This is a genomic window from Lysobacter tyrosinilyticus, assembly GCF_054779815.1.
Map to the genome: position 1 here is coordinate 1,161,557 of NZ_BAAGXN010000001.1, position 21,632 is coordinate 1,183,188.

The 21,632-nt window shown below is 64.5% G+C and carries 17 protein-coding genes and 1 pseudogene; 8 read left to right on the plus strand and 10 right to left on the minus strand.

Annotated elements, in window-relative coordinates; all coding sequences use genetic code 11:
- Positions 1–2 precede the first annotated feature (2 nt).
- The 5 genes and pseudogenes from ACYVGK_RS04970 to lpxC all read left to right on the plus strand — a co-directional run bounded on the left by ACYVGK_RS04970 (position 3) and on the right by lpxC (position 5,662).
- The gene (locus ACYVGK_RS04970) at positions 3–971 is read left to right on the plus strand and encodes a D-alanine--D-alanine ligase (RefSeq protein WP_460732124.1); all 969 of its coding nucleotides are present in this window, start codon (positions 3–5) and stop codon (positions 969–971) included.
- Positions 968–1,648, plus strand: a pseudogene (locus ACYVGK_RS04975) (cell division protein FtsQ/DivIB); the annotation flags it as partial. The gene ACYVGK_RS04970 and the pseudogene ACYVGK_RS04975, both read left to right, overlap by 4 nt.
- 59 nt (positions 1,649–1,707) lie before the next feature.
- Complete coding sequence (gene ftsA, locus ACYVGK_RS04980; RefSeq protein WP_460732125.1) at positions 1,708–2,943, plus strand: cell division protein FtsA; 1,236 nt, start codon at positions 1,708–1,710, stop codon at positions 2,941–2,943.
- A 189-nt stretch (positions 2,944–3,132) separates the two neighbouring features.
- Positions 3,133–4,374, plus strand: a complete 1,242-nt coding sequence (gene ftsZ / locus ACYVGK_RS04985) for a cell division protein FtsZ (RefSeq protein ID WP_460732127.1) — start codon at positions 3,133–3,135, stop codon at positions 4,372–4,374.
- Positions 4,375–4,750: 376 nt separating this feature from the next.
- The gene (gene lpxC / locus ACYVGK_RS04990) at positions 4,751–5,662 is read left to right on the plus strand and encodes a UDP-3-O-acyl-N-acetylglucosamine deacetylase (RefSeq protein ID WP_460732128.1); all 912 of its coding nucleotides are present in this window, start codon (positions 4,751–4,753) and stop codon (positions 5,660–5,662) included.
- Positions 5,663–6,014: 352 nt separating this feature from the next.
- On the opposite strand, the gene ACYVGK_RS04995 is transcribed toward lpxC, so the two are convergent.
- Positions 6,015–6,467: a DciA family protein gene (locus tag ACYVGK_RS04995; protein WP_460732129.1), complete on the minus strand. Its 453-nt coding sequence runs from the start codon at positions 6,465–6,467 to the stop codon at positions 6,015–6,017.
- A 23-nt stretch (positions 6,468–6,490) separates the two neighbouring features.
- Here ACYVGK_RS04995 and ACYVGK_RS05000 point away from each other — a divergent pair, with 23 nt between their 5' ends.
- From ACYVGK_RS05000 to ACYVGK_RS05010, 3 genes are all read left to right on the plus strand, one after another.
- Positions 6,491–7,408, plus strand: a complete 918-nt coding sequence (locus tag ACYVGK_RS05000) for a M23 family metallopeptidase (protein ID WP_460732130.1) — start codon at positions 6,491–6,493, stop codon at positions 7,406–7,408.
- A gap of 233 nt (positions 7,409–7,641) precedes the next feature.
- Entirely contained in the window at positions 7,642–10,368 is a 2,727-nt protein-coding gene (gene secA / locus ACYVGK_RS05005; RefSeq protein WP_460732131.1) for a preprotein translocase subunit SecA, read from the plus strand.
- A 90-nt stretch (positions 10,369–10,458) separates the two neighbouring features.
- Positions 10,459–11,430 carry a Nudix family hydrolase gene (locus ACYVGK_RS05010; protein WP_460732448.1) on the plus strand — a complete coding sequence of 324 codons (972 nt, stop codon included), beginning with the start codon at positions 10,459–10,461 and terminating at the stop codon, positions 11,428–11,430.
- A 156-nt stretch (positions 11,431–11,586) separates the two neighbouring features.
- Here the strand turns inward: ACYVGK_RS05010 and coaE are convergent, their stop codons facing one another.
- From coaE to ACYVGK_RS05055, 9 genes are all read right to left on the minus strand, one after another.
- Positions 11,587–12,195, minus strand: a complete 609-nt coding sequence (gene coaE / locus ACYVGK_RS05015; protein WP_460732132.1) for a dephospho-CoA kinase — start codon at positions 12,193–12,195, stop codon at positions 11,587–11,589.
- A gap of 111 nt (positions 12,196–12,306) precedes the next feature.
- A complete protein-coding gene (locus ACYVGK_RS05020; protein WP_460732133.1) occupies positions 12,307–13,170 on the minus strand; it encodes a prepilin peptidase in 864 nt (287 codons plus the stop codon).
- A gap of 20 nt (positions 13,171–13,190) precedes the next feature.
- Positions 13,191–14,447 (minus strand): type II secretion system F family protein, encoded by a 1,257-nt coding sequence (locus tag ACYVGK_RS05025; RefSeq protein ID WP_460732134.1) that lies wholly within the window; start codon positions 14,445–14,447, stop codon positions 13,191–13,193.
- 2 nt (positions 14,448–14,449) lie between these two features.
- Positions 14,450–16,174: a type IV-A pilus assembly ATPase PilB gene (gene pilB, locus ACYVGK_RS05030; protein WP_460732135.1), complete on the minus strand. Its 1,725-nt coding sequence runs from the start codon at positions 16,172–16,174 to the stop codon at positions 14,450–14,452.
- Between the two features lie 109 nt (positions 16,175–16,283).
- The gene (locus ACYVGK_RS05035; RefSeq protein WP_460732137.1) at positions 16,284–16,703 is read right to left on the minus strand and encodes a pilin; all 420 of its coding nucleotides are present in this window, start codon (positions 16,701–16,703) and stop codon (positions 16,284–16,286) included.
- Positions 16,704–16,888: 185 nt separating this feature from the next.
- Positions 16,889–17,308, minus strand: coding sequence for a pilin (locus tag ACYVGK_RS05040; RefSeq protein WP_460732139.1), 420 nt, complete (start codon positions 17,306–17,308; stop codon positions 16,889–16,891).
- Between the two features lie 146 nt (positions 17,309–17,454).
- Complete coding sequence (locus ACYVGK_RS05045) at positions 17,455–17,874, minus strand: pilin (RefSeq protein WP_460732140.1); 420 nt, start codon at positions 17,872–17,874, stop codon at positions 17,455–17,457.
- 358 nt (positions 17,875–18,232) lie between these two features.
- Positions 18,233–19,714 carry a sigma-54-dependent transcriptional regulator gene (locus ACYVGK_RS05050; protein WP_460732141.1) on the minus strand — a complete coding sequence of 494 codons (1,482 nt, stop codon included), beginning with the start codon at positions 19,712–19,714 and terminating at the stop codon, positions 18,233–18,235.
- 119 nt (positions 19,715–19,833) lie between these two features.
- Complete coding sequence (locus tag ACYVGK_RS05055) at positions 19,834–21,435, minus strand: sensor histidine kinase (protein WP_460732143.1); 1,602 nt, start codon at positions 21,433–21,435, stop codon at positions 19,834–19,836.
- Positions 21,436–21,632: the final 197 nt, after the last annotated feature.

Here is a 21,632-nt window from a genome sequence, read left to right on the forward strand (position 1 = left end):
GCATGAATTTCGCTGCCCCGCGCGTCACCGATCCGGCCGTCTTCGGCCGCGTCGCCGTGCTCATGGGCGGCACCAGTGCCGAACGCGAGGTATCGCTGGATTCCGGCCGCAACGTGCTAGAGGCTCTGCGCGCGCGCAACGTCGATGCGTTCGCGGTCGATGGTATTCCCGCATTGATCGAGGAAATCCGCCGCGGCTCGGTCGATCGCGTGTTCAACATCCTCCACGGCAACAAGGGTGGTGGCGAAGACGGCACGTTGCAGGGGTTGCTCGAAGCGTTGGGTGTGCGGTACACCGGCTCCAACGTGCTCGGTTCCGCACTGGCGATGGACAAGATCCGCACCAAGCAGGTGTGGCTCTCGCTGGGGCTGCCGACGCCACGCTATGCACGCCTGCCGAAGGGCGCGGACGTGCATGCCGCCGCGCGTGAGATCGGCCTGCCGGTGATCGTGAAGCCGTCCAGCGAAGGTTCCAGCGTTGGTGTGTCGCGCGTCTTCAGCGACGCCGACCTCGAATCCGCGGTTGAACTGGCCGAGCGCTATCCGGGCGAGCTGCTGATGGAACAGATGGTGGTCGGCGACGAACTCACCGTCGGCGTGCTCGGCGATGGCATCACGCACCAGGCGCTGCCTTCGATCCGCATCGTGCCGAAGGGCGAGTGGTACGACTACAACGCCAAGTACATCGCCGAGGACACGCAGTATCTGTGCCCGGGCCTTGAGGGCGAGGCCGAGGAAGAGATTCGCCGTATCGCGCTCGCCGCCTTCCTGGCCGCCGGCTGCACCGGCTGGGCGCGCGTCGACGTCATGCGCGATCGCACCAGCGGCAAGTTCTACCTGCTGGAAGTGAATACCGCGCCGGGCATGACCAGTCACTCCCTGGTGCCCAAGGCCGCACGCCAGGTCGGCATCGGTTTCGAGGAACTGTGCTGGCGGATTCTCGAGCAGACCGTGGAGGTCGCGTCGAAGTGAACGCGCTGCTGCGCATCGCTGGCTGGGTACTCGCGGTCGCACTGGTCGTGCTGCCGGTCGTCGCCGTGCTCAATGGCTGGGTCGGTGCGAACCACTGGCCGCTGACCAAGCTGCAGGCGACGGGCGAGTTCCGTCGCGTCGATGGCGCGCTGCTGCGCCAGACGCTGCTGCCCTACGCGAAGCGTGGCTTCTTCGCGGTCGATCTCGAATCCGCACAGGACGCGGTGGCGAAGCTGCCGTGGGTCGAGTCCGCCGAAGTGCGCAAGCGCTGGCCGGACGTGCTCGAAGTGCGCGTGGTCGAGCACAAGCCATTCGCCCGCTGGGGCAACGATCGCCTGCTGTCCGAGCACGGCCGCCTGTTCCCGGCCAAGGGCATTGCAGTGCCCAGCGGACTGCCGCAGTTCGGCGGCCCCGAAACGCGCACGCGTGATGTCGTCGAGCTCTACAACCAGTCGCGCGAGCTGTTCGCCAAGGTCGGCATCAGCGTGCAGGAGGTCGTGCTCGATCCGCGCGGCAGCTGGAAGCTCGGCCTCAACAACGGCGCGCAAGTCGTCGTCGGTCGCAGCGAAGCGCGTGCGCGCCTCGACCGCTTTGTCCGGCTGCTGCCGCAGTTGCTGACGCAGAACACGCAGCAGCTGGCGCGCGCCGATCTTCGTTACACCAATGGTTTCGCGCTGACGTGGAAGCCGGCCCCAGCGCCGGTCGTCCCGGAAGCGCCGCAAGTGCAGGGAAATACATGAATCGCAAGGGCGACAAATCGCTGATCGTAGGTCTCGACATCGGCACCTCCAAGGTGGTGGCGCTGGTGGGTGAGTATTCGCCCGGCGCTCCGATCGAAGTGATCGGCATCGGCTCGCACGAATCGCGCGGACTCAAGCGTGGCGTGGTGGTCGATATCGAATCCACCGTGCAGTCGATCCAGCGCGCGATCGAGGAAGCCGAGTTGATGGCCGGCTGCGAGATTCGATCGGTCTACGCCTCGATCTCCGGCAGCCACATCCAGTGCCGCAACTCGCAGGGCATCGCGCCGATCCGCGATGGCGAAGTGACTTACGGCGACCTGGACCGCGTGCTCGAAGCGGCGAAGGCGGTCGCGATCCCCGCCGACCAGAAGATCCTGCACGCGATTCCGCGCGACTACGTGCTCGACGATTCGCAGGAAGGCATCCGCAACCCGGTCGGCATGACCGGTGTGCGCCTGGAAGTGCATGCGCATCTCGTGGTGTGCGCACAGTCGGCTGCGGCCAACATCAGCAAATGCGTGCAGCGTTGCGGCCTGCAGGTCGACGACCTGGTGCTGAGCGTGCTCGCTTCCAGCACCGCGGTGCTGACCAGCGACGAACGCGAGCTCGGTGTGGTGCTGGTCGACATCGGCGCCGGCACCACCGATATCGCGGTGTTCGTGCAGGGCGCGATCGCGCACAGCGCCTCGCTGCCGATCGCCGGCGACAAGGTCACCGAGGACATCGCGCACATGCTGCGCACACCGACGCCGGAAGCCGAGCAGATCAAGGTCCGCTACGCCTGCGCACTCGCGCAGATGGCGACGGCGGAAGAGTCGATCCAGGTGCCCAGCGTCGGCGACCGTCCGCCGCGTCGCATGCCGCGCGCTTCGCTCGCGCAGGCGGTGCAGGCGCGCTACGAGGAAATCTTCGAAATGATCCAGGCCGAACTGCGTCGCAGCGGCTTCGAGCCGCACGTGCGCGCCGGCATGGTGCTCACCGGCGGCGCCGCGAAGATGGAAGGCGTGGTCGAGCTCGCGGAAGAAATGCTGCAGATGCCGGTGCGTGTGGGCATTCCGCAGCACGTGACGGGCCTGGGCGAAGTGGTGGGCAACCCGGTGCATGCGACCGGCGTCGGCCTGCTGCTGATGGGCAGCCAGATCGAGAATCCGCGTCGCCCGACGATTTCGACGGGCCGCGCGGGCAGCTTCTTCAACAAGTTGAAGAGTTGGTATCGCGGAGAGTTCTAGCGCTTTGTAGAGCGGAGCTTGCTCCGCTGCTTTCGCGGAATGCGTAGAAACAGCAGCGGAGCAAGCTCCGCTCTACAAGGAAAAGCCGGGGCGAGGGCGCTTCGGAGATGGGCAAAGCGAGATGGCGAATTGCGGTACCTGCAGTGCCCCGATCAATCACTAAGCAACATATAACTAGAGGACGAGGACATGGCACATTTTGAATTGATGGAAAAGATGGCCCCGAACGCGGTGATCAAGGTCGTCGGCGTCGGCGGTGGCGGCGGCAACGCGGTCGCGCACATGGTCAGCGGCAGCGTCGACGGCGTGGAGTTCATCACCGCCAATACCGACGCGCAGGCGATCAAGAACTGCGGCGCCAAGCTGCAGCTGCAGCTCGGCAGCAACGTCACCAAGGGCCTGGGTGCGGGCGCGAATCCGGAAGTCGGCCGTCAGGCCGCGCTGGAAGACCGCGAACGCATCATGGATGCGCTGACCGGCGCGGACATGGTCTTCATCACCGCCGGCATGGGCGGCGGCACCGGCACCGGCGCTGCGCCGGTCGTGGCGCAGCTGGCCAAGGAGATGGGCATCCTGACCGTGGCCGTGGTCACCAAGCCGTTCCCGTTCGAAGGCCGCCGCCGCATGCAGGTCGCGCTCAAGGGCATCGAGGAGCTGTCGCACCACTGCGACTCGCTGATCACGATCCCGAACGAGAAGCTGATCACCGTGCTTGGCCGCAACGCCACGATGATCCAGGCGTTCCGCGCCGCCAACGACGTGCTGCTCGGCGCTGTGCAGGGCATCGCCGACCTGATCGTGCGTCCGGGTCTGATCAACGTCGACTTCGCCGACGTGCGTACGGTCATGTCCGAAATGGGCCTGGCGATGATGGGCACCGGCTCGGCCCGCGGTGACGACCGTGCGCAGGCCGCCGCCGAAGCGGCGATCCAGAACCCGCTGCTCGACGACGTCAACCTGTCCGGCGCCAACGGCATCCTGGTCAACATCACCGCCGGCCCGGACTTCACCATGGCTGAGTTCGACGAAGTCGGCCGCACGATCGAGAACTTCGCTTCGGAAGACGCCACGGTCGTCATCGGTACCGTGCTCGATCCGGACATGCAGGACGAGGTCAAGGTCACCGTGGTGGCCACCGGCCTCAACCGCGCCGTGGCCCGCCAGCCGATTCGTCATGGCGAACGCGCCGACTTCACCGATGCCCGCCAGCGTCCGCAGGTCGAACTGGTTCGCACCCAGGTCAAGCGCGACGGCACCACCGGCCTGCCGATCGACGCGATCGGCGATGGCTTCCAGGCCGGCCCGCCGTCGTTCGCCGGCAGCCTGCGCGGTGGCCGCGTGACCGAGTCCTCGACGCCGGCCGCGGCCGACTTCGGTGCCGATAGCAGCTATCTGGACATTCCGGCGTTCCTGCGTCGCCAGGCGGACTGATCTTGTAGGGCGGGTCTTGACCCGCATCCGTAATCCGTGAGGCGGGTCCAGACCCGCCCTATGGAGCGTCACCCGCCTTGCCGGACTCGTCCCCGGCCGGGTTTTGCACCCTAGGCTCCGGGCCGCCTGCGCCCGGGGATCTTCTACCGGTCGGCGAACTGCCGACCGGTCTTTTCGGTACACCCGCGGGCGCCCGTCCAGGCGGGCCAAAAACGTGACAGGTCCCAGACAAAACGATTTCGGCTTCATGTCTTTTCCGTTAAGGTTCAGCCACCTGCGTGTTAACCTTGCCGCCCCGTAGCCGGCTGGGTTTGTGCCGGTGACGTCCGACAAGAACAAGTCCCGATCCCTCGATCCAGGGCTGAAACCGATTCCGATGCTTCGCCAGCGCACCCTCAAGAACGTGATCCGCGCCACCGGCGTGGGCCTGCACAGCGGCGAGAAAGTTTTTCTCACGCTGCGACCAGCCCCCGTGGACGCCGGCATCGTGTTCCGCCGGATCGATCTCGATCCGGTCGTCGAGATTCCCGCGCGCGCGGACCTCGTTACCGAAACCGTGCTGTGCACCGGCCTGAGCTGCGGCCCGGGCAAGGTGATGACGGTCGAGCACCTGCTTTCGGCGCTGGCCGGACTGGGCATCGACAACTGCTACATCGAACTATCCGCGCCCGAAGTCCCGATCATGGACGGTTCGGCGGGCCCGTTCGTATTCCTGCTGCAGTCGGCCGGCGTGCGCGAACAGGAAGCGCCGAAGCGCTTCATCCGCATCAAGCGTCCGGTGGAAGTGCGCGAAGGCGACAAGATCGCCCGTTTCGAGCCGCATGACGGCTTCCGCATCGGCTTCACTGTGGTGTTCGACCATCCGGCGATCCCGGCTTCGCAGTCGCGCGCCGAGGTGGAGTTCTCCACCGCTTCGTACGTCAAGGAAGTGAGCCGCGCCCGCACGTTCGGGTTCATGCGCGACCTCGAATACATGCGCGAGCGCAACCTCGGTCTCGGCGGCTCGATGGACAACGCGATCGTGCTGGATGAATTCCGCGTCCTCAACGACGATGGCCTGCGTTACGCCGACGAGTTCGTCCGCCACAAGATCCTCGACGCGGTCGGCGACCTGTATCTCGCGGGCCGGCCGATCATCGGTGCCTTCGAGGGCTTCAAGTCCGGCCACGCCCTCAACAACAAGCTGGTCCGCGCCCTGTTGGCTGAGCGCTCGGCTTGGGAAGAAGTGACCTTCGAGGACGAGACCGCCCCGGCACCCGTGGCCTACGGCACGCCGCTGACGGTCTGACCCGGTTGCCCTGCGGTGTCTTCTAAATAGTCCGGCTCAGAGCCGGACTTTTGCCGTCTGGGCACGCACGGGCGTGGCGCAATGCAGCAATCCTGCGGCGGATGAACCCGAACTGTGACGTCGGCCCGAGCCGATCGTGCCCCTGATCGGTGAGATCCCGGAGTAGGGGATTTCCCCCAGCGCGACCCTTGTCACAGACATGAACGCTGCGTGCAGATTTAACGCGCCTTTAACGTGATTCTGCCAACTCGCTTCTGGATTCTTAACAAAATCAGGGGATTAGCCCAGTAGCATGCCCCCCGTCCGAAGATGGACCGGTTCGAAGCAAAACGGAGAACGGGTCTGGAAACGGTCACACGGCGTCATCGGGACCCGTAGGGTCGGATTCCCGAAGCGACGCCAAGGCGGCTTGCAAGGCATCGCGCGCCGTCTTCGACATCGGTTTGGCGCGGACATTCGCCAGGGGTGGTGAAGCCGCACCAGCCGGCGGACTCAGGGTCGTCTTGACCACGAGTTCGGTCGCTTCAAGTCCGACGGATCGGGCTGCGTCGAGAAGTTCCGGGGCCGCGAGTCGCAGCTTGGCCCGCCACACCGGAGCGTCGACGACGAACACGAGCCTGCCGCGCTCGAAGTTGGCCAACCGCGCATGCGGCGCCAGCGTCGGCGGCAGGAGGGGACGCAACTGACGGTCCAGCCCGTCGAGCCAGATGGCTCGGCGGATCGGGTCGCCGGACGAATCGGCAAGCAGCGCATCTAGCGGGGCTTGCGGGGCGGAAGGGCGGCGCGGGATAGAAGGCTTGGACACGTCAAGAACTTACGTCGGATCAGATGACCCATCCACTCATCGTAAACAAATTCCGCAAGAAGCCCCTCGCGCGCTTCGTCGAATCGATCAGCTCGCTGGGCTCGCGCCGGCCGGTGCTGGCGATCGGCCTGCTGCTGGGCGTGGGCTTCCTCGTTGGCGGCGGCGCCGGCCTGATCGGCACCGCTGGCCTGCGCTTGCAGCTCGGCAGCCAGCAGGCGCAGCTTGCGTCCTCTCGCCGTGAATCGCAGCGCGAGATCAATGCGTTGGCCGCACGTCTGGGTGAACTCCAGGCCGAAGCCAACCGCCTCAACGCCCTGGGCGAGCGCCTGACGCGCATCGGCCAGCTGCAGGACGGCGAGTTCAACTTCGACAAGCCGGTCGGCGTCGGTGGTACCGGCCCGGTCCGCGACATTTCCGGATCGGAGCTGCGCGAAGGCCTGGACACACTCAACCGGCAGTTCGCTTACAGCGGTGAGCAGCTGTCGGTCCTGGAGTCCATGCTGTTCAACCGCCAGCTCGACATGAATTCGGTTCCCTCGCGTGAGCCGATCAAGAACAGCTACATCACCTCCGGCTTTGGCCGTCGCGTCGATCCGATCGTGGGTGGCAGCCAGTTCCACAAGGGCATCGACTTCGAAGCCGACGTCGGCGATCCGGTCCTGGCCGTGGCCGATGGCGTGGTCAGCTATTCCGGTGCGCGCTCGGGCTACGGCAACGTGATCGAGATCGACCACGGCAATGGCTATGTCACCCGTTACGCGCACAACTCGCGCCTGGAACGCCATGTCGGCGAGCTGATCCGCGCGGGCCAGGAAGTCGCCAAGGCCGGTTCCACCGGTCGCTCCACCGGCGCCCACGTGCATCTGGAAGTGTGGAAGAACGGCCAGGCCGTGGATCCGCGCAACTTCCTGAGCCAGCACTCGCCGTTGATCAACGGCTGAGCAGCCAGCTCTTCGATCAAACGGCGCGGCCACAAACCGCGCCGTTTGCTTTTGGGCTTCCGGGAGCCGCCTGTTCAAATTGGTGACGAGCGTACCCTTGCAACCGTACGGGGGCGCCACCAGCTACAATCGACGAGCCAGAAAGGGCGCCCGGCGCCCTTTTCCTTTTTTGCGGGGAACGAGCGGCGTCTTGCCGCATCGAACCCCGGTCTTCGAAAACCAGAATCCCAACCATGCTCAACAGCCTGCTTACCCGCGTCTTTGGCAGCCGTAACGAACGCCTGCTCCGCCAGCTGCAACGTTCGGTCAACAAGATCAACGCCCTCGAGGCGGAGATGCAGAAGCTGTCCGATGCCGAACTCCAGGCGAAGACGCCCGAGTTCCAGCAGCGCATCCAGGGTGGCGAGTCGCTCGACAAGATCCTGCCGGAAGCCTTTGCAGTCTGCCGCGAAGCCGCCAAACGCGTGCTCGGCATGCGTCATTACGACGTGCAGCTGATCGGCGGCATGGTCCTGCACCTGGGCAAGATCGCCGAAATGCGCACCGGCGAAGGCAAGACCCTCGTCGCCACGCTGCCGACCTACCTCAATGCGCTGGAAGGCAAAGGCACGCACGTCATCACGGTCAACGACTACCTGGCCCGTCGCGACGCGGCGTGGATGGGCAAGCTGTACAGCTGGCTCGGCCTGAGCGTCGGCGTCGTCTATCCGGGCATGCCGCACGCGGACAAGCACGCGGCGTACGCTGCCGACATCACCTACGGTACCAACAACGAATTCGGCTTCGACTACCTGCGCGACAACATGGCGCTGTCGAAGGAAGACCGTTTCCAGCGCGGCCTGCACTACGCGATCGTCGACGAAGTCGACTCGATCCTGATCGACGAAGCGCGCACCCCGCTGATCATCTCCGGTCCGGCCGACGAATCGCCGGAGCTGTACATCAAGGTCAACCGCATCGTCCCGCAGCTGAGCAAGCAGGCGACGGAAGAGGGTGAAGGCGACTACTGGCTCGACGAGAAGGGCAAGCAGGTCCACCTGTCCGAAACCGGCCAGGAACATGCCGAAGACCTGCTGCGCAAGGCGGGCATCCTTGCCGAAGAGGACAGCCTCTACGCCGCGCAGAACCTCAGCGTTGTGCACCACCTCAACGCCGCGCTGCGTGCGCACGCGATCTACCAGCGCGACGTCGACTACATCGTGCGCGATGGCGAAGTGATCATCGTCGACGAATTCACCGGCCGTACGCTGGCGGGTCGCCGCTGGTCCGACGGCCTGCACCAGGCAGTGGAAGCGAAGGAAGGCGTGCCGGTGCAGCGCGAGAACCAGACGCTCGCCAGCATCACCTTCCAGAACCTGTTTCGCATGTACAAGAAGCTGTCCGGCATGACCGGTACGGCGGACACGGAAGCCTACGAATTCCAGAGCATCTACAACCTGGAAGTAATCGTGATCCCGACCCATCGCCCGATGGTTCGCAAGGATCATTCGGATGCGGTGTTCCTCAACCGCAACGGCAAGTACCGTGCGGTGATCAACGAGATCCGCGAAGCCAACAAGCGCAACCAGCCGGTGCTGGTCGGCACGACCTCGATCGAAGTGTCGGAAATGCTGAGCGAACAGCTGCAGGCCGCCGGCATCCAGCACGAAGTGCTCAACGCCAAGCAGCACGAGCGCGAAGCGCATATCGTCGCGCAGGCTGGCCGTCCGGGCGCCGTGACCATCGCCACCAACATGGCCGGCCGCGGTACCGACATCGTGCTGGGCGGTTCGCTCGAAGCCGAAATCGCCGCGCACGAAGACGCCAACGGCGGCGAAATCGACGAAGTCACCAAGCAGCGCCTCAAGTCCGAATGGCAGTCGCGCCACGATGCGGTGAAGCAGGCCGGCGGCCTGCACATCGTCGGCACCGAACGCCACGAATCGCGCCGCATCGACAACCAGCTGCGCGGTCGTTCGGGTCGCCAGGGCGACCCGGGTTCCTCGCGCTTCTATCTGTCGCTTGAAGACAACCTGATGCGCATCTTCGCCGCCGACTGGGTGCAGAAGGCGATGGCGCGCATGGGCCTGAAGGAAGACGACGTCATCGAGAGCGGTCTGGTGACGAAGCAGATCGCCGGCGCGCAGCGCAAGGTCGAGGCCCACAACTTCGACATCCGCAAGAACCTGCTCGACTTCGACGACGTCAACAACGACCAGCGCAAGGTGATCTACGGCCAGCGCGACGAGCTGCTCGAAGCCGAAAGCGTGCAGGAAAACATCGAGGGCATCCGCGAGGACGTGGTGAACGAAATCGTCACCCGCTTCGTGCCGGCCGAATCGATCGACGAACAGTGGGATCTCCCGGGTCTGCAGGCGGCGGTCGAGGCGGAATTCGGCCTGCAGCTGCCGCTGGTGGAAGAGGTGAGTGCGGCGAAGGAAATGGACGCCGAGACCATCGCGCGCCGCGTGCAGGACGCCGTCACGAGTTACTTCACCGATCGCGAGCAGCAGCTGGGTCCGGAGACCACGCGCATGCTCGAGAAGCACATCATGCTCAACGTGCTCGACCAGAACTGGAAGGAGCACCTCGCGCGCATGGATTACCTGCGCCAGGGCATCCACCTGCGCGGCTATGCGCAGAAGCAGCCCAAGCAGGAATACAAGAAGGAAGCCTTCGAGCTCTTCAGCGACATGCTGGAGAAGGTGAAGCGCGAAGTCGTCACGCTGCTGGCGCGCGTGCGCATCCGCAGCGAGGAAGAGATCGCAGCACTGGAAGCGCAGGAGCGCGCCGCGGCCGAAGCGCAGGCTCGCCAGATGCAGTTCCAGCATCCGGACATGGGTGGCTTCGGTGCGGACGAAGAGGCAGCGCAAGCCCAGGCCGCCGGCGCCGACGCCGCCTTCGCCAACGTCGGACGCAACGACCCGTGCCCGTGCGGCAGTGGCAAGAAGTACAAGCATTGCCACGGCCAGCTCGCCTGATACGACCTGCTTATCCCCGCTTTGCGGGGATAAGTTTTTTGGCATGCAGGTAACGCAACAACTACCGTTGGAAATATGAGCGTTCGCGACATGGGCGACGCAAGCGTCGGTCCGCAGCAACCCAGGATGATCGAAGTCGTGGCCGGCGTGATCCGCGACCATCGCGGTCGGATCCTGCTGGCGCGTCGTACGGAAGGGCGTGATCTCGCTGGACTGTGGGAATTCCCTGGCGGCAAACACGAACCCGACGAGACCCCTGAGGCCGCCCTCAAGCGCGAGCTGCGAGAGGAACTGGGTATCGAGGTCGAACTCGGCGCGCCGCTGATCCGCGTACCTCAGGCCTATCCGCACAAGCGGTTGTGCCTGGATGTTCATGAGGTGCGGTCATGGAGCGGCACGATGCGTGGCCTCGAGGGACAGGCGCTGGCCTGGGTGCCTCCCCACAAACTCGTCGATTACCCGATGCCGCCGGCGGATATCCCGGTCGTGGCGGCGTTATCCCAGCCGGATCGCTACCTGGTGACGCCCGAGCCCGGCGAGGATGATGCCGCCTGGCTGGGCGCGCTGGAGCGAGCGCTGGTACGCGGCATACGTCGCGTGCAGCTACGTGCGCCCGCATGCGCTCCGGCGCGCTGGCGTGCCTTGGCGGCGCAGGCGGCTGCGCGCTGTCATGAGGCGGGCGCAGAAGTCCTGGTCAATGGCGATCTCGAGCTGGCGCGTGCGCTGGGTGCTGGCGTGCATCTGCGTGCTTCGCAGTTGCAGGAGTTGAGTGTTCGGCCGCTGCCGCGCGAACTGCCCGTTGCGGCGTCCTGCCACACTGTTCACGATCTGCGCACCGCGCAGGACTTGCGTTGCGATTTCGTGGTGCTCGGCTCGGTGAAGCCCACGGCAAGTCATCCCGATGTCGTGCCGCTGGGGTGGCAGGGGTTCGCGGTGATGCGTGAATCGGTGTCGCTTCCGATCTACGCCATCGGCGGTCTCGCGCCCGAGGACGTCGCGGAAGCCCGCTGGCACGGCGCGCAAGGCGTCGCGGCGATTCGCGGGTTGTGGGGCGATTGCTGAGACCGTTGCTTTATCCCTCGCCGCTTGCGGGGTGAAGGCGGGCGCTTGTGCGCCGCTGGCGCAGGCCCGACTGAACGTCCTTGCGCTAGCGCAAGGGGGGAGAGCAGAGCGAGGGACCGCGTTGCGTAGTCGTGAAGCGGGCAGGGTGAGGGGCGCTCAGCCCGCCAACATCCGGTAGCGCCGGTCCAGCGCCTTGATCTGTTCGTCCAGCTGATCGAGTGAGCCGTCATTGACGATTACGTCGTCCGCGATCGCCAGCCGCTGCGAGCGCGAAGCCTGCGCGGTGATCATGCGGTCAGCCAGGCCGGCATCAGCAGCATCGCGTCGCATCAGGCGTGAGCGCTGGACGTCGACCGGGACATCCACGACGAGGATCCGCTGCAACCACGGGTAGGTGGAGCGGCCGCCGCTTTCGGTCAGCAATGGAATCGCCGCGATGGCGTAGGGGCCGGCGGCAGCTTCGCATTCGCGTTGCAGTTGTGCTCGAACCCGCGGATGCACGATCTGTTCGAGCCGACGCCGGGCCGCCTCGTCACCGAACACGCGTTGGCGCATCGCGGCACGATCCAGGCTGCCGTCGGCCGCGAGTACCGTTTGCCCAAACACTTCCACGACCGCCGCCAACCCGTCCGAGCCCGGCGCCACGGCCGCGCGCGCGGCCACATCGGCATCGGCCACGGCAATGCCCGACGCCTCGAAGCGTCGAGTGACTTCGCTTTTGCCCGAGGCGACACCGCCGGTGACGCCGATGATGTAGTGGCTCATGGGCGGATTGTCGCTGATTCGCCCGTCCGGGCGAGGTCCCTTAGGCGGCGATCAGGCCGGTAGCAAGACAGACAGCACCGGCCCTCACGCAGAATTGCTCACGCAGAAAAGTCAGGACAGTCCCGCGTAACGCATATAGGCATCGATCAACTTCTGGCCCCAGAAAAACACGATCCATCCCGCGATGGCGAGATAGGGGCCGAACGGAATCGGCACGGAGCGATCCCGCCCCTTCACTGCAAGCCAGATCGAGCCGATGATCGCTCCAATCACCGACGACAACAGGATCGTCGGCAATATTCCCTTCAGACCTGTCCAGGCACCGATCGCCGCGAGCAACTTGAAGTCGCCGTGGCCCATGCCTTCCTTGCCAGTGAGCTGTTTGAACACCCACCACACCGACCACAAGCTGGCATAGCCCGCTACCGCGCCGAGCAGCGCCGGTTTGACGGGCATATAGAGGTTGTCGGAAGCCGCGATCAGGCCGAGCCACATCAACGGCAGCGTCAGACTATCCGGCAACAGCTGCGTTCGCAGATCGATGCCGGACATGGCGACCAGGAAGCCGGAGAACACGATGGCGCCAAAGCCTTGCCAGCCAAAACCGAAGCGCCATACGGCGGCGGCAAACAACAGCATGGTGGCCAATTCCACCAGCGGATATTGGGCCGAAATGGGCGCCTTGCAGTTGCGGCACTTGCCGCGGAGAACCAGCCAGCTGAAGACCGGGATGTTCTCGTACCAGCTCAGCTGATGCTTGCAATGCGGGCAATGCGAACGCTCAACCACGATGCCGGGAGGCGGTGGGTCGTAGACCTCAGGTTGTTCGAGCATCTCGCGCGCGTCGCGCTTCCACTCCCACTCCAGCCGCTTGGGCAGGCGCAGGATCACCACATTGAGAAAGCTGCCTACCAGCAGCCCGAAACCCGCCACCAGCGGATAGCCGATGGCGGGGTTTTGATCGAGGAATGCCATCTGATGTCGGAACTCTCGTGTTAGCCGACGACGGCGCCGAGCTTGAAGATCGGGAGGTACATGGCGATGACCATGCCGCCGACCACCACGCCAAGGAACACCATGATCATGGGCTCAATCAGGCTGGAGAGGGCGTCGACCGCGTTATTGACTTCCTGTTCGTAGAACTCGGCGACTTTGAACAGCATGGTGTCCAGTGCGCCGGCTTCTTCACCGATGGCCGCCATCTGGATGACCATGTGCGGGAACAGGTTGACTTGCTTCATCGCCAGGTTGAGCTGGTAACCAACCGCAACGTCCTCACGGATACGGCGCACGGCAGCTTCATAGATAGGGCTGCCCGTCGCCCCCGCCACCGAATCCAACGCCTCTACCAGCGGTACGCCGGCCTTGAACGTGACGGCCAGCGTCCGTGCAAAGCGAGCGATCGCCGAGTTGTGAAGGATCTGCCCGATTACCGGCACTTTCAGGATTGATTTGTCCAAAAAATGCGAGAACGCGGGTGAACGCTTCTTCAAGGCAATCAAGGCTACGATCGCGCCGACGACAACCAGCAGGATTGCCCACCACCATGAAACGGTGAAGCGGCTAAGTCCGACGACGAACTGGGTTGCGGCAGGGAGGTCGGCACCAAAGTTCTTGAAGACGCTTTCAAACGTTGGAACGACAAAGATCAGCAGGATTGCACTGACGATGATCGCGACTGCGACCACCATGGCAGGGTAGAAGAGAGCCTTCTTGATCTTCTTCTTCAATCCTTCGATGTTTTCCTTGTATGTCGCGACGGTGTCCAGGACGGTTTCCAGGACACCCGCGCTTTCGCCCGCTTTTACGAGATTGCGGAACAGTTCGTCGAACTGAATGGGGTGCCTTCCCAGCGCCTCATGAAAAGAGGAGCCGCTTTCGATGTCGGAACGGACGTCGTTGATCAGGTCCTTCATCTTGGGGTTCTTCTGGCCACCCCCCATGATCTCCAGCGCTTGGACGATGGGCACGCCGGATTTGATCATGGTCGCGATCTGACGACTGAAGACCGCGATATCGCCAGGGGTGATGCGCTTGCCCGCGCCACCGAACAGCGGCTTGGGCTTCACCTTGATTACTAGCGGAGTGATGCCCTGGCGTCGCAGTTCCGCGCGGACGAGATTCGCCGTGGTCGCGGACTGTTCGCCCTTCATCTTTATGCCGCGTTTGTCCGTGCCTTCCCAGACAAAAACGGGCATGGCTTCGGCGCGCCGAGGGGCTGCAGGCTTCACGGTAGATCGAGTGGCCGACATGTTTAGTCCTTAGTGACGCGGTTGATTTCGGCTAGGCTGGTCACGCCGTTCTTGGCCTTGAGCAGAGCGGACTGACGCAAGTCGCGGATGCCGTTCTTCTGGGCGGCCACTGCAATTTTCATCGCGTTTCCACCCTCCAGGACAATGGCCTGGATGTCTTCCGACATCGGCATGACTTGGTATATGCCGGTCCGCCCCTTGTAACCCTCGGTGCAGTCGGGACAACCCACTGCCTCATAGATTTTCAATCCGCCCGCAATGTCTTCATGCGTGAAGCCCTCGGCAAGCAACGCGTGTTCGGGCAGATGTGCTTCGCGTTTGCAATCGTGCAGCCTGCGAGCCAATCGCTGAGCGATGACCAGGGTGACGGACGAGGTAATGTTGAACGGCGCCACGCCCATGTTCATGAGGCGCGCAATCGTTTGCGGCGCGTCGTTGGTGTGCAGCGTCGAGAGCACCATGTGGCCCGTCTGCGCGGCCTTCACCGCGATCTCCGCGGTTTCGAGGTCTCGAATTTCGCCCACCATGATCACGTCGGGGTCCTGGCGCAGGAAGCTGCGCAGCGCGGCCGCGAATGTCATGCCGCGCTTGATGTTCATCTGGACCTGGTTGATGCCGGGCACACGGATTTCCACCGGATCCTCAACCGTGGAAATGTTGCGCTGTTCATCGTTGAGGATGTTGAGCGCCGTGTACAGGGAGACGGTTTTGCCCGAGCCGGTTGGGCCGGTTACGAGCACCATGCCGTAGGGCTTCTCGATTGCGTCGAGGAATAGGGCCTTCTGGTCGTCTTCGTATCCGAGTTTGTCGATTCCCAGCTTTGCAGCGCCTGCGTCCAGGATTCGAAGCACGATTTTTTCCCCGAACAGAGTCGGGAGCGTGCTGACGCGGAAGTCGATCTGCTTGGTCTTGCTCAGGTTGAGCTTGATGCGGCCGTCTTGCGGGACGCGCTTCTCGGCGATGTCCAGCTGCGCCATCACCTTGAGGCGTGCCGCAATACGCGCACTGAGCTTTACCGGTACTTTGGCAACCTGCTTGAGAAGTCCGTCGATACGCAGGCGAACGCGATATTCGGTTTCGTACGGTTCGAAGTGGATATCCGAGGCGCCGCGGCGGATCGCATCGACCAGTGCCTTGTTGACGAACTTCACGACCGGGGTGTCGTCGCCCTTCGCGTCAACGCCGCTCTCGCCGCTTAGTTCGTCATCGCCACCGCTGACGTCGAGCTTGTCCAGGCCGTCGGCGTCCCCCATGGCTTCCGTAAGGGCATCAGCCGTGGCGAGCCATTGCTCAATTGTCCGATGGATCTTGTCCTCATCAACAAGGACCGCTTCCACGGCCATGTTGCTTTGGAACTTGATCTCGTCCAACGCCTGCGTATTCGTCGGGTCCGAGACGCCAACGAACAATCGATTGCCGCGCTTAAAGAGCGGCAACACGTTATGTTTGCGAATCAGGTCTTCGTTGACAAGCTTGATCGCTGACTGATTGGGATCCAGCGAAGCGACATCGAACAGCGCCATCCCAAACTCAATCGAGTTCGCGGCTGCAAGCTGGGCTGAGGTGACCAGCTTCTTTTCGGAGAGGTAGTTCGCGAGGGGCTTGCGTTCCGCAGTCGCGGACGACATCGCCTCGCGTGCGTCCTGGTCGCTCAGGAAGCCGTCCAGCACCAAGCGCCTGGCGATACCAGTAATTCCCGCAAGATTGGCGGTAGTGACGGCGCTCATTCGCCTCCCCCGTTGGCCCCGGGAATGAATTTACCCCAATACTAGCCGATCGCCAGCGTTGGCCGTCTCACTTTCCCTCGGGGCCCGCGGATTCAACAGTCGACCTGTCTCAGCGGCATTCGGAAGGCGCGTGCCGCGCTGCGCCGGCCACCAGGCTGCAGGTCCAGGTAACGCCCGCCGCGCCCGTGCCAACGCTGGGCTTGTAGAGAAGGGACAGGCTGCCTGCCTTTACGGTAGTGTCCACTGTGACCTCGCCCGTCGCGTCATCGCATTCCAGCGTGGCGACGTTGGCGGTCGCAGGCGGCGTTGTATCGACGCCTTTGCAAGTGCCGGCGCCGATGGCGTTGCCGTTGTTGAAGATGTTCTCCGCCACCGTGGCCTTGGTCTGCGAAGCCAGCAGGGAGGCCTCGGCCGCGCGAGCGCGGATCGTGTAGTCCTGGTAGGCCGGAATCGCGATTGCGGCCAGGATGGCAATGATCGCAACCACGATCATCAGTTCGATCAGTGTGAAACCGGCTTGCCGCTTCATATCTCCCCCGGACGAAACGATGCCAAATGGCGATGGACTACGATGAAGCTATGCACGGTGCGTGCCAACTCTGACCGGGGTTTGGCGCATAGGTGAGGGTTTGTGATGTGCTCTTGCTTTTTATCGCAGACAAAAAAAGACCCCGGTTGCCCGGGGTCTCGTGACAGCTAATTTGAAGCTCGTGCTTAGCGGCATTCGGCCGGAACGTGCTTGTCGGCACCGGCGGTCTTGGTGCACTTCCAGGTGGTGCCAGCAGCGCCGGCGCCCACGCTGGGAGTGAAGACGAGGGTCACCGAGCCGGCCTTCGCGGTCGTGCCGACGGTGATCACGCCCGAAGCATCGGTGCAGCCGAAGGTCGCGACATTGACCGTTGCGGGAGCGGTGGTGTCCACGCCCTTACAGGCGCCAGCAGCGATGATGCCGCCGTTGTTGGCGATGTTTTCGGCGACGGTGGCCTTGGCACCCGAAGCCAGCACGGCAGCTTCCGAGACGCGGGCGCGGATGGTGTAGTCCTGATACGCCGGCAGCGCGATAGCGGCGAGGATGGCGATGATCGCGACGACGATCATCAGTTCGATCAAGGTAAAGCCCTGCTGCTTCTTCATGGTGTTCCCCTAGGAGTGATTGATTCTAGAAATGCCAGGCCGCCCTTGGCTCTGTGCACGAAGATCTGACGCATGATCTATGCCAAGGAGCCGAAAAAAGACCCCAGTTGCCCGGGGTCTCGTGACAGCCAATTCGAAGCTCGTGCTTAGCGGCACTCGGCCGGAACGTGCTTGTCGGCGCCTGCCGTCTTGGAGCAGGCCCAGGTGGTGCCGGCAGCGCCGGCGCCGGCGCTCGGGGTGAAGACGAGGGTCACCGAGCCGGCCTTCGCGGTCGTGCCGACGGTGATCACGCCCGTGGCATCGGTGCAGCCGAAGGTCGCGACATTGACCGTTGCGGGAGCGGTGGTGTCCACGCCCTTACAGGCGCCAGCAGCGATAATGCCGCCGTTGTTGGCGATGTTTTCGGCGACGGTGGCCTTGGCACCCGAAGCCAGCACGGCAGCTTCCGAGACGCGGGCGCGGATGGTGTAGTCCTGGTAGGCCGGCAGAGCGATGGCGGCCAGGATGGCGATGATCGCGACGACGATCATCAGTTCGATGAGGGTAAAGCCTTGCTGCTTCTTCATGGTGTTCCCCTAGGAGTGTAGTTTGACTTCACGTGCCGCATCGCCTCTGTTCCTATCCGATGGGCAGCCGTGCAACGCTGCACGTGCAGTGAATGTATACGCATGGGGCATGCCAATGCCGAACCTGCGGCATTGATTTTTCGAACTGGGTAGGCGATCACGGGTTCGAATCGGGCCGGAAAAGGGGTGGTTCGCCAAGAGTGACATTCGACGTCACTAAGCGACGTTAGTTGTCAGTTGGTCCGGCCGGGCAGCGCGGTTCCCCGTGCGCAGTCCGACTTTCAGGAGATGCAAAACAAAACGGCCGCGAGACTCGCGGCCGTTTTGTTTGGGCGCTGGCAGGCGCTCGGCGCCGGGATCAGTCGATCCCCAACTTCTTTAGCTTGTACCGCAATGCACGGAAGGTGATCCCCAGGGCCGCCGCCGTCCGCGTCTTGTTGAAACGGTTTTCCTGCAGGGCCTGCTCGATCGCCTGGCGCTCCATCTGCTCGATGTATTCGGGCAGGCGGCTGCTGGCGGTGTCGCGGGGATTGAGGGCGCGCGGATCAAGGGCGGCATGGGTGCCGGTGGCCCGGGGATCGGTGGGCGGCGCGGTCGGCGCCACCGGGCTGTAGTGCGGCAGGGTCGTGGGCGCGGGGCCGAAAACGGTCGAATGCCCGGCCGCGATCGCGGCCGCCGTGGCAGGTTGTGGCTTCGGCAGGCGCAGGTCGTCGATTTCGATCCGTTCGCCGTCGGCCAGGGCCATCGCTCGTTCCAGAACGTTTTCCAGTTCGCGCACGTTGCCGGGGAACGGATGCGCGCGCAGGGCAGCAAGCGCCTCCTGCGACAGCGACGGGATCGCTCGGCCCTGGGTGCCGGCGAGCCGGGTCAGCACGCGCTCGGCCAGACCGGGCAGGTCTTCCAGGCGCTCGCGCAACGGCGGGACGCGCAGCTCGATAACGTTGATGCGGTAGTACAGGTCGTGACGGAAACGGCCGTCCTCGACCAGGGCTGCGAGATTCTTGTGCGTGGCCGAAAGGATGCGGACGTCGACATTGAGTTCCGCATTCGCGCCGACCGGCCGGATCGACTTTTCCTGGATCGCGCGCAGCAGCTTGACCTGCATTGGTAGCGGCAGCTCGGCGACTTCGTCCAGGAACAGGGTGCCGCCATCGGCTGCCTGGAACAGGCCTGGCTTGTCGGCATGAGCGCCGGTAAAGCTGCCCTTCTTGTGGCCGAAGAACTCGCTTTCCATCAGCTCGGCCGGGATCGCGCCGCAGTTGACCGGTACGAATGGGCCGCTGGCGCGTGGTCCCTGCTCGTGAATGGTGCGGGCGGTCAGCTCCTTGCCGACGCCGGATTCGCCGGCGATGTAGACCGGGGCCTGGCTGCGGGCGACCTTGGCGATGGTCTGGCGCAGCTCGGCGATCGCGGGCGAATCGCCGTAGAAACGGGCGGCGACGATGTCGTTCGGGGTCGTACGCCGCTTTTCGCGCAGGTCGAGGGCGTGGCGGACGAGGTCGCGCAGCACCGGCAGGTCGACCGGTTTGGCGACGAAGTCGAAGGCCCCCGCCTTCAGCGCTTCCACCGCGGCTTCGACATTGCCGAAGGCGGTGATCATGGCGACCGGGGTGTTCGGATGCTTCTGGCTGATCTCGGCGATCAGCTCCATGCCCGAACCGTCGGGCAGGCGCATGTCGGTGAGGCACAGATCATAGGTGTTGCGCGCCAGCTGGGCGCGCGCGTCGGCGACGGTTGCGGCTGTGTCGCAGCGAAGGCCCATCCGGCCCAACGTCATGACGAGCAGCTCGCGGATATCGCGCTCGTCGTCGATTATTAGTGCACTGCGTGTATCCGTCATCCGCTCCTCCGCGCGACGACACGATAACGGAACGGCCGGGGCGCGGCCAAGCGCAGTGTGTCGCGGATTGGCTGAACGGTTGTGATTGCGGCCATGCCGGACTCCGTTCCGTTGTTGGTTCAACCGGCCATCAGCGGGCTTGGTGCCGACAACCCGATCCGAAAGCAGGCGCCGCCGCCGGGCATGGCTACGTAGTCCAGTGTCGCCTGGTTGGCGCGGCACAGTTCGCGGGCGATATACAGCCCCAGGCCTGTGCCGTGCCCGGATGTGGTGAAGAACGGCCGGAACAGCTGGGCCGCGACCGATTCCGGTACGCCGGGGCCGCGATCGAGCACGTCGAGGGTAGGGGCGCCCGTGTTGTCCACGGTGACGTGTACGGTGACGCGTGCGGGTTCGCCCGGCAGGCGGCCATAGGTCAGGGCGTTGTAGACCAGGGCGGTCAGGACCTGATGCAACTGGCGGGGATCGACCAACGTATTGAGGGTGCGAGGTGTGCCGGTAGCGCGCAGCGTGTCCTGTTCCAGCGGGTGACTGACCGCGTAGTCCTCGACGAAGCGGCGGGTGAACGAAATCAGATCGACATGCTCCGGCTTGGCCGGTTCGCGCCTAGCCAGGCCAAGCACGTTTTCGACGATCCCGTTCATGCGATGGCCCTGCTGGCGCACGATTTCGAGCAGCCGCAGATCGGCGGTGGGCAGGTCCTTGGATTCCTCCAGCAGCTGCACGGCGTAGTTGATCGCCGCCAGCGGGTTGCGGATCTCGTGCGCCAAGCTGGCGGAAAAGCGCCCCAACGTGGCGAGCGTCAGGGATTCGGCCTGGCGCGACACCATGCTGGTGTCGTCCAGGAAGATCAGCACCTGATCGCTGCCGGCGCGCAGTCGGGTGAAGCGGGGCACGACCTGGGGCAGGTCGGCGGCAAGCTGCAGCGGGGTGTCGTTCGTCGCCGCGGTTTCGCGCCATGCGGCCAGTCGCGCGGCCAGTGGCGGGGCCGCCAACAGCAGGTCGCGTCCTTCGCCGGGATGGTCGCTGCTGTCGCTCAACAGCAGCATGGCGGCTTCATTGGCCAGACGAAGGTGGCCGCGTCCGTCGACCAATAGCACGCCGGTGCGCAGGCGGCGGATGATGAGTTCGTTGACCTCCGCGAGCGAGGCTGCGTCTTCACCGCGTCTTGCGGCCAGATCAACGCTTTCGCGCATCTGTCGGCCGAGCACATTGGTCAGCGTGGCGATGGCGATGTAACCCGTCGCGAACATCAGTGGTTCGCCCACCCCACGGGCGCTGCCCTCGCCGGTCACGCCCCAGAAGTACTCGATGAGCAGGCCAGCGGCGGCGACGGTTGCGATACCCAGGCCCACCCGCATCGGTAGCAGCAGCGCCGCCGCGCCGACGTTGAACATCAGCATCAGCACGATGCCCGCGCGCGTGCCCGGCAATGCGTACACCGCCAGGATGCCGAAGAACAGATCGAAGGCGACACCGATGAGGGCCTGCAGGCGCAGATCGCCGCGCTTGCGTATCAGGAACAACAGCGTGGCGGCGAACAGATAGATCAGCGCCGTGGCCTTGGCGATGCCTTCATCGCGCGGTTGGCTGATGTAGTCGCGGACCGGGCCGAACAGCAGGAAGGTCAGCAGCGCCGCTTCCAGCAGCCGGTACAGAGTGAAGAAATGCAGCTCGCGGCGCAGCGCGCTGTCGGCTTCGGCGGCGGGGTTGGTCGACAAGCGGAAGTCCGTATCAGAGGCTAGCGCGTCGAGTATATGGGGGCATCGGGCCCACGGAGCTCCGACGGGGTCGGGGCGCTGGCTGGAGAAGAGCCCCGGGGGCGCCCCGACAGGGGCGGGGATTGGTAGTACGTAGCGGGGCCCAAGGTGCGCAGCACCTTGGGATTTCGTGCGAAGCATGAAATGCGCGACAATGC